Source organism: Paenibacillus amylolyticus (assembly GCF_047302515.1).
In the GTDB taxonomy this organism is placed as follows: Bacteria; Bacillota; Bacilli; order Paenibacillales; family Paenibacillaceae; genus Paenibacillus; species Paenibacillus amylolyticus_G.
The window spans coordinates 2,546,854-2,563,152 of the sequence record NZ_CP168019.1; the positions used below are offsets into that span (position 1 = coordinate 2,546,854).

General features: G+C 43.1%; 15 protein-coding genes. 4 read left to right on the forward strand and 11 right to left on the reverse strand.

Going from position 1 to position 16,299, the window contains the following annotated elements; translation table 11 throughout:
• Nucleotides 1-30: 30 nt before the first annotated feature.
• A complete protein-coding gene (locus ACDJ59_RS10860) occupies nucleotides 31-597 on the reverse strand; it encodes a hypothetical protein (RefSeq protein ID WP_413408850.1) in 567 nt (188 codons plus the stop codon).
• A gap of 171 nt (nucleotides 598-768) precedes the next feature.
• Here ACDJ59_RS10860 and ACDJ59_RS10865 point away from each other — a divergent pair, with 171 nt between their 5' ends.
• Together ACDJ59_RS10865 and ACDJ59_RS10870 are read left to right on the forward strand one after the other, a co-directional pair.
• A complete protein-coding gene (locus ACDJ59_RS10865; protein ID WP_413409775.1) occupies nucleotides 769-990 on the forward strand; it encodes a hypothetical protein in 222 nt (73 codons plus the stop codon).
• Nucleotides 939-1,823, forward strand: a complete 885-nt coding sequence (locus ACDJ59_RS10870; RefSeq protein WP_413406016.1) for an IS3 family transposase — start codon at nucleotides 939-941, stop codon at nucleotides 1,821-1,823. Before ACDJ59_RS10865 ends, ACDJ59_RS10870 begins: the two co-directional genes overlap by 52 nt.
• A gap of 20 nt (nucleotides 1,824-1,843) precedes the next feature.
• Here the strand turns inward: ACDJ59_RS10870 and ACDJ59_RS10875 are convergent, their stop codons facing one another.
• From ACDJ59_RS10875 to ACDJ59_RS10915, 9 genes are all read right to left on the reverse strand, one after another.
• On the reverse strand, nucleotides 1,844-2,491 hold the full coding sequence (locus ACDJ59_RS10875; RefSeq protein WP_413408851.1) for an MFS transporter: 648 nt from the start codon (nucleotides 2,489-2,491) through the stop codon (nucleotides 1,844-1,846).
• Nucleotides 2,492-2,622: 131 nt separating this feature from the next.
• Nucleotides 2,623-4,047 carry a 6-phospho-beta-glucosidase gene (locus ACDJ59_RS10880; RefSeq protein WP_413408852.1) on the reverse strand — a complete coding sequence of 475 codons (1,425 nt, stop codon included), beginning with the start codon at nucleotides 4,045-4,047 and terminating at the stop codon, nucleotides 2,623-2,625.
• A 28-nt stretch (nucleotides 4,048-4,075) separates the two neighbouring features.
• A complete protein-coding gene (locus ACDJ59_RS10885; protein ID WP_413408853.1) occupies nucleotides 4,076-5,965 on the reverse strand; it encodes a beta-glucoside-specific PTS transporter subunit IIABC in 1,890 nt (629 codons plus the stop codon).
• 178 nt (nucleotides 5,966-6,143) lie between these two features.
• The gene (locus tag ACDJ59_RS10890) at nucleotides 6,144-7,025 is read right to left on the reverse strand and encodes a LysR family transcriptional regulator (protein WP_413408855.1); all 882 of its coding nucleotides are present in this window, start codon (nucleotides 7,023-7,025) and stop codon (nucleotides 6,144-6,146) included.
• A 128-nt stretch (nucleotides 7,026-7,153) separates the two neighbouring features.
• Nucleotides 7,154-7,909: a carboxymuconolactone decarboxylase family protein gene (locus ACDJ59_RS10895; protein WP_413408856.1), complete on the reverse strand. Its 756-nt coding sequence runs from the start codon at nucleotides 7,907-7,909 to the stop codon at nucleotides 7,154-7,156.
• 198 nt (nucleotides 7,910-8,107) lie between these two features.
• Entirely contained in the window at nucleotides 8,108-9,079 is a 972-nt protein-coding gene (locus tag ACDJ59_RS10900; protein ID WP_413408858.1) for a hypothetical protein, read from the reverse strand.
• The gene (locus ACDJ59_RS10905) at nucleotides 9,079-9,570 is read right to left on the reverse strand and encodes an RNA polymerase sigma factor (protein WP_413408859.1); all 492 of its coding nucleotides are present in this window, start codon (nucleotides 9,568-9,570) and stop codon (nucleotides 9,079-9,081) included. The genes ACDJ59_RS10900 and ACDJ59_RS10905 overlap by 1 nt, the downstream gene beginning before the upstream one ends.
• A gap of 151 nt (nucleotides 9,571-9,721) precedes the next feature.
• Nucleotides 9,722-11,302 (reverse strand): histidine-type phosphatase, encoded by a 1,581-nt coding sequence (locus tag ACDJ59_RS10910; RefSeq protein WP_413408860.1) that lies wholly within the window; start codon nucleotides 11,300-11,302, stop codon nucleotides 9,722-9,724.
• 241 nt (nucleotides 11,303-11,543) lie between these two features.
• On the reverse strand, nucleotides 11,544-11,963 hold the full coding sequence (locus ACDJ59_RS10915; protein WP_413408861.1) for a DUF3237 domain-containing protein: 420 nt from the start codon (nucleotides 11,961-11,963) through the stop codon (nucleotides 11,544-11,546).
• 137 nt (nucleotides 11,964-12,100) lie between these two features.
• Here ACDJ59_RS10915 and ACDJ59_RS10920 point away from each other — a divergent pair, with 137 nt between their 5' ends.
• Together ACDJ59_RS10920 and ACDJ59_RS10925 are read left to right on the forward strand one after the other, a co-directional pair.
• Nucleotides 12,101-13,303 (forward strand): MFS transporter, encoded by a 1,203-nt coding sequence (locus ACDJ59_RS10920; protein WP_413408862.1) that lies wholly within the window; start codon nucleotides 12,101-12,103, stop codon nucleotides 13,301-13,303.
• Nucleotides 13,296-13,940, forward strand: coding sequence for a TetR/AcrR family transcriptional regulator (locus ACDJ59_RS10925; RefSeq protein WP_413408863.1), 645 nt, complete (start codon nucleotides 13,296-13,298; stop codon nucleotides 13,938-13,940). Before ACDJ59_RS10920 ends, ACDJ59_RS10925 begins: the two co-directional genes overlap by 8 nt.
• Nucleotides 13,941-14,031: 91 nt before the next feature.
• On the opposite strand, the gene ACDJ59_RS10930 is transcribed toward ACDJ59_RS10925, so the two are convergent.
• Complete coding sequence (locus ACDJ59_RS10930; RefSeq protein ID WP_413408864.1) at nucleotides 14,032-16,293, reverse strand: glycoside hydrolase family 3 N-terminal domain-containing protein; 2,262 nt, start codon at nucleotides 16,291-16,293, stop codon at nucleotides 14,032-14,034.
• Nucleotides 16,294-16,299 lie beyond the last annotated feature (6 nt).

Consider the following 16,299-nt stretch of genomic DNA (forward strand, 5'->3'; position numbering starts at 1 on the left):
GGAACTCCATATCAAGAAGTTCCCTGTTTTCTATGTTTGTTGAATATTCTTCTTTTTGCGATGAAGGGTTACCACTCCAAAACTAGCTACTGAAACCAACAATAGGATCATTGCATTACTGGAGATTAATGATTGCACTGTATCTAGTTGTAATAATTGCGTAATTATCCTTCCCTCATACGGTGAAAGTGTGGCTCCCAAGTTATACGCGATCAGAACAATGGTGGTACCCAACTTTGCCACTTTGGCGATGTGTTGAGCAAAAGTATGCAATAAATAGGGCATTATACAGCGGAATGAAAACCCGATGATCATTGAGCACACGGTAGTAAGAATAATACTTTGCGAGATCGTCGTAACGAACATCGAGCTTCCAAGTAACAGAATCGATAATGGAACGATATAGTTACCGAATGTTTTGTATACTTTTCCAAAAGAAAAGCCGGCAACAAAAGCTCCCAAACCTATAAATGCAATTATGTTGCTTCCGTTTGTCGCAGTTCCGATATTTTTTTCCAAAATCAAAGGAGTAATCTGTAAATTATAATTGATGAAGATAGCTACAATCACAAATAATAAGAGACCATAGCCAATCATGGAGTGCACCCCTTAGAATAGACATTGGAAAAACCCCTGGGTTTAGCCGATGAAATTCTAGGGGGTGCATTTTTTTATGGCGATTAAAGGACAAAAGTATAAAACGTATTCGGAGAAGATAAAAAAGAGGCTATTCGTCTGCATACGGTTGAGGGCTGGACTTACCGAAAGATCAATGAACATTTGGGAATTCATGACCCGGGACGAATGAAACGCTGGATGCGAAAACACCGGGAACAAGGCGAGTTTGGACTGATGGATCAGCGAGGTCGACGGAAAGAATATTTGGATCAAGAACGCTATGTGCAAAAACTGAAACGGGAGAATGAGTTGCTAAAAAAGTGCTTGGTAATCTGGAAGGAGGAAGCAAACAAGAAAGATTTCAGATCATAGAAAAAGTAGCGGCATACGGGGATATCCAGAAACTTTGTGATGTGTTTGGCGTGTCACGGAGTGGATTTTATGCCTATGTAAAACGTAAACGATTCGATCGCGACGCAAAGGCGAAGAAACAGGTGCTTCAAACGTATCAACGATATGAAGGCAAATATGGTTATCGGCAGCTCCAGTTGTTCCTTTGGCAAGATCAGGGGATTTGGATGAACCACAAAAAGGTGCTACGCCTGATGCAAATGCTCGGTATTCAATCTCGAATCCGTCGTAAACGGCGCTCCAACAGCTCGTATGCACCTGCGCAGCGTGTAGCAGAGAACCGCTTGAAGCGAGATTTCAGTGCAGAAAAACCGAATCAGAAATGGGTCACGGACATTACCCAGTATCGTGTGGGAGAGCGCTGGATATATCTTTCAGCCATAAAGGATCTGTTTAATAACGAAATTGTGGCCTACGAAATAGGCGAACGCAATGACAATGAACTGGTGCTCCGCACATTCAGCAAGGCGTTTGCGAAGCAAACAGACGTGACCGGACTAGTCGTTCACAGCGACCAGGGATTCCAGTACACATCTCATGCTTACCACGACATGCTGCCAAAGGTTGGCGCCCAAATCAGCATGTCTCGCCGAGGAAATTGTTATGACAATGCCTCGATGGAGAGTTTCTTCTCGCATCTCAAAACGGAAGGACTCTATCCTTATCATATCCGAACGCTTACCGAAGCACAAAGCAAAATCGAAAAGTATATCCGTTTTTACAACCGAAAACGACCACAACGGAAACTAAAAAAACTGACGCCGGTAGAGTACCGACGCCAGTTTGCAGCCTAGGGTTTTTTTTATAATGTCTACTAAATGGGGTCTTGACCAATCATGACTTGAAGGGCTTTTTTATTATTTGTGTGGCTTGGATTCGTGGTGACCTCTTCTCTTCTATTAAGCTCTTTTTTATCAGAAGGAACGAAAATCAGGAATGCAATGAAAATAGGAAGTGCCAGGGCGTAGACATAAAATGATGTGTGCCAGCCCATTTTCAATAGTTGACCAACGAGTAGTGTTAGACAAATGCCTCCTAATCCCTCAAAGGCACTTTCTAAGCCAATTACGGTTGCTTGTTTACCTGGATTTTTATGATACATATCACTGATCATCTGAATGATGAGCCGGTTAAATAAACCTACACCTAACCCAAACAAACAGCGAGAAATGAACAGCAACGAAAAAAGGTCATGATACAATGCAGGGAATACTCCCGCAATGAGAACAAGTCCTAATCCAGTTAGTATAGTTGCTTTCTTCCCAATAAGAAGTTCAAGTCGATTAGCAATTAACACACCAAGAATGACAAATAATGAAGGTATGGTCGTTAATAATCCTACATGTGTTACCGATATCTCTGGAAAATCATTGGTTATCGCAGGAATGTTAGCGGCAATCACTGGACCTGAAGAATTTAATAACGCAACGGACAATAACGAATATGTTTTAAGCTTCTCCATGGATATTATAAAAAACCAACTCCTAATGTTTGTATTTGCTCCATATGGCCGATAGTTAGCCTTGATGCTACGATAAATGGATAAAGCAGTAACGCATAAGTCGATGACTTCATACGTTACTGCTCAGTCGATTAGAGTTCTTTGCCGTTACTTTGAACAACTTTTTTGAACCATTCAAAGGATTTTTTCTTGTTGCGTTTCAACGTACCATTTCCAGCGTCATCTTTGTCGACATGTATGAAACCGTATCGTTTACTCATCTCTCCAGAACTTGAGCTTACTAAATCGATGCATCCCCAGGACGTGTAACCCAACAACTCTACGCCATCTTCTTCCACTGCTGTTATGAAAGCTTGGATGTGTTGACGTAGATACTCGATTCTATAATCATCAGCAACATATCCCGTCTCATCAGGAGTATCTATCGCTCCTAAACCATTTTCAACGATGAATAGTGGCTTTTGATAGCGGTCATACAAGGAGTTCATTGTAATTCTGAGACCTTCAGGATCGATTTGCCATCCCCATTCACTTGTTTTCAAATGAGGATTGCGCAGTGTCGGAAACAGGTTAGCTGCCGTTTGTGTGTTTACTTCCGGGTCTGCACTGGTTAATCGTGAACCATAATAACTGAACGAAACGAAATCAACCGTATTATTTTTCAAACATTCCTCGTCCCCGTCTTCCATGGCTAAATGAATATTCATTCGTTCTAACATTTTCTTGGCATAGTTTGGGTATTCTCCCCGGGATTGTACATCGACGAAGAAGTAATGCTCGCGATCTCTTGTCATGGCTTTCCAGACATCATCTGGTGCACATGTATAAGGGTAAGTGTTGGCGCCCGCTAACATACACCCAATCTGAAATGCCGGGTTAATTCTACGCGCAATTTCAGTTGCTTTTGCACTTGCGATCAATTGATGATGAGCCGCCTGATACTTCACAGCGTCCTCATTCTCACCTTCTTCAAACACTAGACCTGAGCTGCCAAAAGGTAGATGCAAGAGCATGTTAATTTCATTAAAGGTAAGCCAATACTTCACTTTATCTTTATAACGGGTGAAGATCGTTTCACACAATCTCTCATAATAATCCACCATTTTTCGACTTCTCCACGATCCAATGGTTTTCACCAAATGAATAGGGACATCAAAATGGGTAATGGTGACTAACGGCTCAATGCCATACTTCAAACATTCATCAAATACATTTTCATAGAATTTCAAGCCCTCTTCGTTGGGTAACTCGTCATCTCCATTAGGGTAGATCCGAGTCCATGCCAAAGATAAACGGAAACACGTAAAGCCCATCTCTGCTAATAAAGCAATGTCTTCTTTATAACGATGATAAAAATCAATAGCCTCATGACTCGGATAAAAATGCTCTTGATCACACTCCAACATTTTTAATTGCCCTCGCATGACAGGAACACGATCTTTCCCTGCCGGGATTACATCAACTGTGGATAGTCCCTTGTTGCCTTCTGCATATCCACCTTCACATTGGTTAGCAGCAACTGCCCCACCCCACAAAAAGTCTTTTCTTAAAGTCATTAAAACACACTCCTAACCTGTAGTTTTGTTAAGCTTTGACAACCAATAATGTATTGTTAAAATCAATATTTTGGGGACTAATCTCTGCGATCACATCCGAGTAACTATACGAATTGGTTACAATAACGGGCGTTTGAGTGACATATCCTTCTTGTCTGATTTTGTCCAGATCAAAAGTCAGCAAGGTCTGTCCTTTTGTGATTCTCTGACCTTCTTCAACAAAAGCTTCAAAATATTTTCCGTTCAGCTTTACCGTATTCAAGCCGACATGAATAAGAATTTCGACTCCTTCATCGGATAATAGTCCAATAGCATGTTTCTTAGGAAATAGGGACACAATCATGCCATCAAATGGAGCAATGACTTTCCCCTCGCTAGGTTCAATAGCAATTCCTTTACCCATTGCCTCTGAGGCAAACGCTGCATCTTGTACATCCTGAAGTTGAATAAGCTGACCTTTAAGCGGAGTTGCAATAACAGAATCTTTAATTGTAATGACTTCATCCGCAACCCCACTCCCTGCGTTCGTATTTGAAACAGTGTTCTGTGAAGGTGCATCTTTTTCATATTTCAAACTGAGCAAATAGGTAAGCACAGCAGTTACGACAGTTGTTATAACAAGTGCGATCAAAATGTTATATAGATTCCAGATATTTTCACCAATGTACAGAGGAATCGCCGGGATTCCTGAAGCGCCTGTTGCGTAACGAGAAACATCCATTAGCCCTGCAAAGAGTCCCCCACTGGCAGCTCCAATCATACCCGCGACAAGCGGGTATCTCTTCGGTAAATTTACGCCGTAAAGAGCTGGTTCCGTGATTCCCATCAACGCTGTGATCCCACTGGAAGCAGAAATTTGTTTTAATGCTTTATCCTTGGTTCTCATCCCTACAACTAATGCCGCGACACCTTGACCTATACAATTGATCATCGCTCCAGGACCGAGGATATTCTCATAACCTGATGTGGTGATTTGAGCAATGGATAGAGGCACAATATTATGGTGTAGTCCAAACATAACCAGTATTGGCCAGAAGGTTGCAACCAGGAAAATAACCAGCCAGCTACCATGTGCGCCCAAGAAGTCAAAGCCCATCGCTAAATACGTTCCGAAAAATGACCCCAGTGGTCCTAATACGGTTAAAGCCAGAATTCCCGTTACTAAAATAGTGCACATGGGAACAAAAATAACTTTCACTGCATTCGGAATGATCCTTTTAAACAACGATTCAATATATGATTGTGACCAAACTATTAAGAGAATTGGAACTACAGAAGAACTATAAGATACAAGAGTTAGCGGGATTCCAAAAACACTTACGTCAGTCCCATCCAAACGTAATTGTGTCAAGTTGGGATGGAGTAAAACACCGGCTAAAACGAGTGCTAAAACGGGACTGCATTTTAGTTTGTTTGCAGCTGAAAACGCCAACAAGAATGGTAAAAAGTAGAAAATAGCATCTGACATAAGACTTACGACATAGTAGGTTTGGGAATCTTTTGAAATCCAGTTGAACAAAATAAGTAGAGCGAGTAATGCCTTGATCATACCAGCCCCAGCTATAGCAGGAACAATCGGACTAAATGTTCCCGAGACGAAATCGATTAATTTCCCCAAAATACTAACTTTCCTAGCTTGAGTTGGTTCACCCGATGAACTCGCGTTAGGTTGAAGATGCTTGATCACTTCTTTGTAAACGTCTTCAACATGTGTGCCGATGACGACTTGAAATTGTCCGCCGCTCTCAACCGCATCAATAACACCATCAAACGATTTAAGCGCTTTTTGATCTGCTTTATTAGTATCATTCAGTGCAAATCTAAGCCTAGTCATACAGTGAGTCAGAGTGGATACATTCTCACTACCGCCCACTTTCTCTACAATATCTTGAGCCAACTTCTCGTATTTCTTGCTCATCCAATAATGCCCCCTCTTGTTGTTGCCATCTAAATGAATGAGACCAAAAGCGCTCTAAATAACTTCTCTTTGCAATAAAAAAAGCTATTTATCTGAAATACATAAAGGCTGCATTCATTACACCTTTAAAATATCATCTGATAAACAGCTATAGCCAATACCTATAATTCATACTTTATTATGCCTGAAAGGCATGCCTGATATGTTCCAAAAAACGTACCTCCGTTTGACTGAATACCTTATGTTTTTTCCAGACAATCACTGTTGGAAACTGAAGTTCCGGTTGAAAAGGTCTAAAGCATAATGTGTCAGACTGCTTCATTGCAAGCGCACCCTCAATACAGATGGCCGTTCCTAACCCCTCCTCCACGAGGTTAAGTATGTTAGATATTAAATTATAGGTCGCAACAAAGTTTAAATGTGCATACTCATCGGCAAACCAGCTTGCAATCTCATTCTGTACGACAGATCGGCTGGATATGAGCAGAGGCACTCCGGCTAAATCGGTTGAAGTGACATATTCTTTCTGGGCAAGAGGTGATGAGGTCTTCATAAGGACTCCCCAACGCTCCTTCTGGGGCAGTCTGATGAAATCGTATTTCTCAATGTGGATGGGCTCTAACAAAATGCCCACATCGAGCAGTCCTTTATCGATTCGCTCCTTTATGTCATCCCCCGTTCCACTATAGATGTGATATTTAACCTGCGGATACTCCATATTGAAGTCTTTTAATAATTGTAAAATAACATTGGACGTTAATGATTCAACACTCCCGATCGATACGGTTCCTCCAACAAGGTTGTTCTGATCTTTAAACTCTTTCTCCGTTTTATCGGCAAGAGTGAGAATTTCTTCTGCTCTTTGACGTAGAAGCATGCCTGCATCTGTTAGTGTTATTTTACTTTTCCCGCGTATAAACAATTGAGTTTCTAAATTTTTTTCCAGATCAGCCAACTGCCTGCTTAACGTCGGCTGTGTCACATGTAAGATCGTTGCAGCATGTGTGATATTTTCTACTCGAGCTACTGTCAAAAAATATCGAAGTACTCTTAACTCCATAATTCCTCCTGATTTACATTCATTTAAGTGTCTCCTGAATCATTCATTTCTTTACTATACCTTCCTGTTAACCAGAAGAAGACAGTTGATTGGGATAATCAACTGTCTGTTGTTTCAAATAAAGAAGATTATTTCTCTGGAATGATTTCATTAACGCAGGCTAAAGCATTTAGTGTTCGAGGAAATCCCATGTAGGGAAGGCAGTGAGTTAGAGCGGTGATCATGGTTTCTTTATTATTGCCAACATTGATGTTACCCTGAACGTGTGCTTTGACTTGACTATCCGCACCTCCGAGTGCACTTAGTATACAAAGAGTAAGAAGTTCTCGTGTTTTCAGATCCAGACCTCCGCGGGTATAGAAGTCACCAAAGCAAAATGCTGAAAGATAGTCCTGTATATGCTTCTGATTTGACGGGGCATTTTCCCGGTTTTTCTCAATAATATCGCCAAAAATCTCTTTTTGAATACCAAGTCCTTTGTCAAAGCGATTATCTTCTTCAACCCGTTTTTGACTTTCGAGAGGCAGTGCAACATTTCGCTCTTTGAACACTTCAATCATTTCCGATATGGCATTTAAGGTTTTGGGGAATCCCAAATAAGGTGCGCATTGATAGAGTGCTTCTTGGATCTCCGTTGGTGTCAACCCAACATTTAGCGCTGCACGAGTATGTGCTTTGAGCTGTGGCAACGTTTGATTAGTAGCCAGTACGACCAAAGTAATAAGCTCACGTTGCTTATCGTCAAGGGCACCTTGATCAAAAATTTCACCAAATATGAAGCGACTCAATATGTCCTGAAATTCAGGATGTGTAGCATATGCCGCTGGAACTCCCTCGCCGAATAGCCTTTTATATGTTTCCTGGCTCTTTTCGATTCGATTCATATTCATCTAACCTCCTGTTTCTTTTTAGTTAAAACTAGGTGTACCCATTTTACATTGAAAGAGGAAAGAATCCATATCCTATTCATATCATTTTATTGCCTAATCCTATCAAATGAATGTTTGTTGATGAAAAAAGCGAACAAAGCACTTGCGTGCCCTGTTCGCTCTTCTTGGTGCAGCCATATTTCTGTCTTCGCCTTACTCACCCAAGCTGTTCCAGAATGATTGGAACGCGCCTTCCTCCACTTCCAGGAATGCCGGAACATTACCGTAACGCACCAGACCATCACCAAACAGAACCAGTGGGACCTGCGTTTTATCTTCCAGCGTGAGATAGATGATCTTGCGATCTTCCTTGCCGTAGAGGTTCTCTTCCAACTCCAGGCTCGTTGCGATCGGTTTGGCAGCATTTAGCGATGAGATAAAGTTGTCCAGTGCTTCATCCGCTGGTAACGGTTGAAGCTGCTGCAATCCGTTGTTCCAGCTATTAAACGTCTCCCATTGCGCCGAGGCGATGTTGCCTTCGAGATGAAGCTTGCCGATCAGGTCGGCACCAGTACCAATGGTGATCCCGTTGTTCTTGTCGAATAGCTGGGCATACACCTGACCATCGATCTCGGTGTAGGACATGATGCGGAAGTCCTTATCGTAGCCATTAACAGCATAGATGTCAGCTTCGCCAATGTTGGAAGCAAGCTCCGTATATTTATCCTGGCCGCTCAGCTCATCAATGCCGCCAGTGGTGGTACCCAGTTTATCCCCCCGCAGGTTGAGTGCATTTGCGCCTTCAAGCAATGTTGGGGACTGCGTATATACGCTTCCTCCATACACAACCAGTTGCATCATATCAGCCATCGCGCCTTTGCCCTGTGAACTCGGCAACTCCATCTTCGGAATCACGATCGGGTCAACCGACGCGCCTGGAGTCACCGCTGCCACCTGTGGTGTTGGTGCGGCTGGCCCATTGAATTGTTGCCATACACTTGGCGCAGCCAATCCAATGCTGGCAGCGATAACAACACTTGCTGCAATGTATAGTGGTTTACGTTGACGTTTTGGTCCCTGATGTTGCGTGTTTAAGGATTGCTCTACCCGTTTTTTCATTTGTTCGTTTGTTTTCATATGATCCACCGCTTTCTTGTAGTTTTGTTTGAATTGTTCTTCGTTCATTACAGTTCCTCTCCTTCCAGCTCCAGTTTTAACAGCTGTCTGCCACGTTTTAATCTCATTTTCACTGCTGATTCGCTAATCTCCAGGATCTCGCTGATTTCTCGGATCGAATAATCTTCGTAATAATACAGATGAACCACCGATCTATACTTGACGGGCAGTGACAGCACAAGTTCGATCAGCGCGTGATCTTCAGGGTTGTCTGTTGTAAGAGGATCGACTCCCTCCAGTTTGACCTCCCGTTTGCGCCAGCCTCTGCCTAATAAGGATTTGCAATGATTGGTGATGACCCGAATCAACCATGCTTTTTGATGCTCCGCATCGTTGAACGTAGGGGCTTTTTCTATTAGTTTGATGAAGGTATCCTGAGTGGCTTCCTCCGCGTCTTCTCGTCTGCCGAGGTGCACCATGGCAATCCGGAACAGCGTATCCGCGTATGTCTCATAGACTTTCATCACATGATCGCCCAGCTGGGGCACTGATCGCTGCATGGTTGTTATGCCCTCCTTTATACCTCTAACACTCTTACGGACGGCATTTGGTCACATTTTGTTTTAGGATTTTTTTACTGGTCCATTTCATTCAAAATGCAAAAAAAGAAAGCAGCTCCATGAAAAGGAGTTGCTTTCTTCATCCAACCAACTAGAATTTCTTCTGTAAAAGCTCAATGTTGTCTTCCAAACTGCTGTCCAAGCTTACGCCTACCTTCTGCAGTTTGTTTTGGTAATATGCTTTTACATCTTCCCATTTATAGTACGGATAGGTCTTTGTTTCAATCGGGAACGCGATCTCTTCTTCATTTCTAAGCATTTTCACGAGAACATCCTTACCATTGGAATACAGAATCCATTGGATATTTGCTCCCATCGGTGAGATAACCGAGCCATTCCAGTTTTGGGTCACGTCCTGCGGTTTGTCGATACTCACATTAGCTCCTGCGATATCCAGGAATGAAGATAGTGGAATGATGGTTTCTGCGTGAGCAAAACGAAATATACCAGCCGTGTCTTTTTGCTGAATGGACTGGTCGGTAGACACGATTAACTCTTTGACCAGAGGTGCAATGATATTTTGCGGCAGATCCGTTGATGTTAAAGATGGACCTTTTTCATAGAAATCATTGATATTGTCAACGCTCTCGTACCATTTCAACTGATTAGCCGTGAAATACCGCCCGAATTCGAAGTCACCTTCTCCTTTTATATTCGAAGAAATGATGTACAGTTCATATAGATTAGAAGCAGTCTCGGTTGGGTTGCTGAGCTTCACTTTTCCCTTCTCATCCTTCAGTTCAAACTCTTCAGCGTTCAGCCGTTGATAGAAGTCATCAGAGAAAAATTGCAAAAGGACCTCTTTTGCATAATGCGTTCCAGTGCTCTGTGTGACATAATCCTCGTATAACTTAACCCAGTCTCCATCTTCTACGTACTCGTTATACTTCGTAGCCAAGTCGTAGGGCCGTAGATAGGGGTCTTTCCCTTCTTCAAAGGCTGAAGCCAGAATGTCTACCTTATTATCTCCCAAGCTTTCCTTTAACCCGTCAATAAACTGATCTCTGCTCTGCGGCGTTCGATCTTTGAAAGTCGCTTGTGCTATCACTTTTTTATCCGATGTAAATAGTTCTTTGAAATTCTGCCCAACTCTGGCCCCTATTCCTTTCAGTTCTTCTCCACCCGTAGTGGATAACAATCCATAATGATCTTTTTCAACCTTCATCAGATTGCCAATTTCCTTCTTCAGCTCTTTGCCCAGATTAGTGATCTGCCCGTCCTTTTCAGCGATGTCGAGCAGTTCAAATAACGTCTTGTCGTACTTGGAACTGGATAGATGTCTGGAACCATGTCTCCCTATGTAGTTAATAAATATGGGTTCATATCCACTAGGAGCTTTTGTATAACTTGTTTCTTTAAAAGGATACGGCGTTTTGGTACCGCGATACCCCTGCTGATCGTTCATTTTTTGTCCAACAAACACTGATTGGGTGTTGTTATCCCAGTCTACCTTTTGCCCCAAGGCTTCACCAATCGCTCTTGCAGGTACATAAGTAACCCCATTGTAGAGAAATGATTCGCCTTCCACCCTTTGACCGTTCACAACCACGTTAGCCGATTGTTCGGACACTTCGATCATGCGTTTGGAGCCTGCGCCATATACGTCAAACACACTTACAGACGTTAAGATGGCGAGTGATGCTACTGAAATCCCGATTTTTTTGATCATCATATTGATTAGTTTTCTCCTTATTCCGCCTGATTTTGGTTTATTTTCGCTCATCATACTATAGGTGAGAAGTGTCTGCGCCGTATCCATCCTATGTTAATTAATTGTAAAAGAATACATATAAATATTGACGTAAAGTCTCATACGACAAAAAGAGCCGCTTATTTAGCGACTCTGAATCAGCATAACATGCTATCTTGCTCCGAGACACATGAACAAAATAGTTATCACATGTCTAGCATTATCATAGCGCCCTATATATTTTTATATCTATCCCTGACTCCGTCGGATGACCTTCTCCAACAAGTGTCTCACGGTTCAAGAAGGATAAGGCTTTGCTGTCTGTAATCATTTTGGGAGAAGTGCGAAATAAAGCAGTTTTCAGCGTTTTATCAATATTTCCGTTATTTTCGATATAAATTTTGCAGGAATTACCTGTGTTGTCGGTACCTTGGAGCATGTATCTTGCCGATAGCGTATGCGGGTCACCATTCTTCCCGATGATCTGCGTATCCACTCCTCCACCCAGCACAATTCCCTCAAAGTACTTTCCGGTTACGCTGCCTGTAAAAGTAATCATAACAACCGAATCATCTTCGCTATTCTGTAAATCAAATGATTCTTCGATGTTCACACGTACCGTAAACAATTCCTCTAATTTCACGTGTTCCCACCTCCATATGAATTCAATTATAACTCTACTCACTAAAAAAAAGATTTACATAATTCCTTCAAATCATTTAAAATGGTTTACACAATGTAAAGGTTAACAAGTTGTAAATGAAGGGGTTAATGACGTACATGAGTACATTACCAAAATCAGTTCGCTTTCCACTGTTCATTCTGATGTTAAATCTGTTTATCGCTTTATTGGGGCAAGGGATGCTCATCCCCATATTGCCGGAGTATTTGAAGCTTTTTCATGCGGGAGGTACTGTCGCAGGATTTTTAGTTGCAGCCTTCGGTGCCGCTCAATTCTTCTTTTCACCTCTCGGGGGACAACTGTCTGATCGATTTGGACGCAAAAAGTTGATTATCGCAGGTATGTTTCTGTCTGTCATTTCAGATATCATATTTGCGCTGTCGTCGTCATTGCCGTTCCTCTATGTCGGACGGTTTATCGGTGGAATCAGTCTTGGTTTAATGGTTCCTGCCAACCTTGCCTATGTCGCTGATATTACAACGCCAGAGACACGTGCAAAAGGCATGGGATATTTCGGCGCAGCTATGAACTTGGGGATGGTTCTGGGACCTGGTCTGGGCGGGCTCATTGCCGAGATGGGCATTCGCATGCCCTATTTCTTCGCAGCGGGTCTGGGACTGATTGCGGCCCTAATGACGCTGCTATTGCCTGAGACACTTCCCCCCGAGAAAAGAACAGTCTCCATCCGTCTTCAAAAGGGAGATCACTTGGGCAAGAAAATCTGGAGTTCTTTTAAAGTCCCCTATTTCAAATACTTGATAGTGTTGCTTGTCATGACCTTTGGCCTCATGAGTTATGAGACGGTATTCGCTCTTTTTGCAGAGCAAAAATACGGATTCGACGCTGCAACAATCTCCATCATTATTACCTTGGGCGCGATTATCGGTATCGTTGTGCAGATCTGGCTTTTGGATTGGTTCGTACAGAGAATCGGTGAAGTTAAGTTGATCCGTCTATCTTTAATAGTCACACCCATAGCTTTATTGTTAATGTTAATTAAGGTCAACCTTGTGTTTCTGTTGTTCGCTTCTGCGTTATTCTTTGCCTTTAATTCGTTTTTGCGGCCTTCGGTCAGCACGTTAATATCCAAAAATGCAGGAGATCGGCAAGGTTATGCATCGGGTCTGAATACTACATTTTCCAGTCTCGGCACGGTGATTGGCCCGCTGATCGCAGGACTATTGTTTGACAAAAACATAAACTTCCCGTATATTTTTGGTGCAATTATGCTGCTAGCTTCTCTCGGACTGACCTTGAACGCATTTCGTTCGAAGAAAGGACAATTGTATACAAGTGAATGAAAACTGGCATCAACAATTGGGAAATAAACATCGTGATGATTTGATTGCAGCAGGTAAGGAGCTTTTTTTGAAATATGGATTGCTCCAGGTGAAGATTAAGGATGTATGTACGAAAGCTGAACTTAGTAGAGTGACCTTTTATAAACATTTTCAGTCTATGGATGAGCTTCTTCTAGCCATTCAGATGCAACTGATCGAACATTTAACGGATGAGGTTAGCCGTGCTTCAACGAAGGACTTGAACGGGCGGGAACAACTTAGGGTCATGTTGAATGCATGGGTTGTTTATGCCGAGAATCATCCAGATTACATCCGGTTTATTCAATTATTTGATATCAACTATGAGATGTATGATTTTAGCCCTGAATTAAGAGAAGAGTATGATAAGTTTAACCAGAACGGGAAAGAAAATCATTTCCTGATGGGCGCTTTATCCCAAGGCGTTGTTGACGGTAGTATTAAGAACCCATCTCCTCCGCTGGATCTGGCTCAGTTTATCTTCACAACGATGATGGGCATGCTCCAGCGCATGGTAACTATTCGTGCTGCTCATGATAATTCATTGGATATGCGGATGACGGAGCAATTTGTGAAGATGCTGCTCCATTTTGTTTGTAGTGAAGAAATACCCGAGTGATGGCATGGTGGATGGATCGATAAAACAAAAGTTTGAAATAAAAAACGGATTCCGTATGCTGGAATCCGTTTTTTTTTTCATTAATTAAGCGTTAATCCGTTAGTACGGGCAACTGTCCTCCCGCTTTCAGTTGACCAAGCAATACTTTGATCCCGGCAGACGTATTTGGTTCCTGCTTTCCATACACAGCAAGCCCTGAGCGCACGTTCTGCAAATAGATCATCTCGTATGGGTTACCGAGTGAGAACAGCGTGTATCGCTGATTACTCTTGTTCATCGCATTAATCAAGGTTTGATACTCACTCCAACCGAACTGGCTGGCCACATTGCGGAATTGGTAAGAAGCAAGAATAACGTAATCGGCCTTGCCAATCGCCTGAAGTGTTTCATTCGTTTTGCCTTGACCAACAAGTGATATTTCAGTTTTTAACGACAGATTATTAGCGGCTTGCAACAGTTGTTTCTCAAGCTGTTTTGCCTGTTCCTGCTCGGCTGCGACAATAACAACCCGGTCACCTTGCTTCATTGGATCAGGAAGTACACCTTCGCGACTGCTGAGAACAGTGACCGCCCGCTCTGCGATTGTCTGCTCCACTGCTCGGTGCGCTTTCGATCCGATGATACCGTTAAGCTGAGTTAGCTTTTGCGCAAGGGTTTGACTGCGTTCAAATAAACCATATTTCGCTTTCATCTCCAAGATACGTTTCACAGATGCATGTATGGTTGCATCCTTGATCGTTCCATTGTTCACCGCTTTCACCAGCGTTTGATGGGCCGCTGCTGAATCTTTTGGCATAAGGATGATATCAACCCCTGCGGAAACGGCGCGTTCTACCGATTGATTCTCCCCAAAATGCTCCGCAATTGCATTCATGGTAAAGGCATCCGACACAATGAGATCTTCGTATCCAAGCTCTCCGCGAAGAAGTCCTGTCAGTACCTTTTTTGATAAGGTGGCAGGAATCGGCACACGTTCACCGTCTTTGAGCGAAGTGACATGTTCGTTGTCTATGGCAGGGAAAGCAATATGTGCGGTCATAATCATCTCCACATCATTTTTGATTGCAGCCCGAAACGGTTTTAATTCTACCGCATCAAGCCGTTCTCGGTTATGGGCAAGCACAGGCATACCAAGATGGGAATCTACCGTTGTATCTCCATGTCCCGGAAAATGCTTAACTGCCGCCATCACCCCTGATTGCTGTAGCCCTTTTATTGTTGCCAGACCAAGCCGTGTCACCAAATCCGCCTCCGAGCCAAACGACCGTATACCAATGATGGGGTTATCTGGATTGCTGTTGATGTCCAGCACTGGCGCAAAATTAATCTGCAATCCCAGTGCCTTCAGCTCCTCCCCTGTCAGCTGACCAGCTGCTTCGGCTAGTGTTGCATCTCCAGTTGCGCCAAGCGCCATTTGACCTGGCAGGTTCGTACCGCCTGGTATTCGCTTAATAACGCCTCCTTCTTGGTCGATGCTAAGAAATAGAGGAATGTCACCTGCTTCTCTTTGTATATCATGTGTGAACGTTGTAAGCTGCGTCACGTCTACAATATTTTTGTCAAAAAGAATAAGTCCGCCCAAGTCCTGATCATGGATCGTGCGTTTCAGCCCCTCATTAACGGTCGTTGTCGCCTTACCATTCCATTGCCTAATGTCAGGCATAAGCATCTGACCAACTTGCTCACTTACCGTCATATAGGATATCAGTTTGTCCCAATCTTGTGTCCGAATGGCCGCTTCACGTTCGAAGCGAATTACTCTCGCCATAAATACGGCATATTCAGCACGCGTGACAGCTTGATTCGGACGGAAGGTGGCATCTGAATAACCGCCGACCAAGCCGTTTGAACTCATAATAAGAATGGGTGCTGCTGCCCAATGCCTGTCCGTGTCTGTCCATTTTGCGGCGTTCTTACCTTCCACGAGTGCATATGCCCGTGTAAGGAAGGCCGCAGTCTCTGCGCGGCTAAGTGGTGCGTCCGGACGGAAAGTTCCGTTAGGAAAACCACTTGCAAGTCCATTTTTAGCAGCTATCATGATTTCTCGATGGAAAGGATGTGTAGTTGGAACATCGGAATAAGTTGTGCCTTCCACTGCTCTTTGAAGCTGATCTGAATAGAGCTCGCGCACCATAAAAGTGACAGCTTGTGCCCTTGTCACAAGTGCCTCTGGCTTGAAGATCCCATTGCCGTATCCGGCTACTGTTCCCCGTTTCGCCATATACGTGATGCCATCCTCTGCCCACTTTGAATACTTTAGATCAACAAACGTTTCTTCCGCAGCTGCCGTTCCCACCCCTATAAGCATAGAGCCAACAACGGCACCAATAATCGTCATCCATTTTACATGCATTTGTTT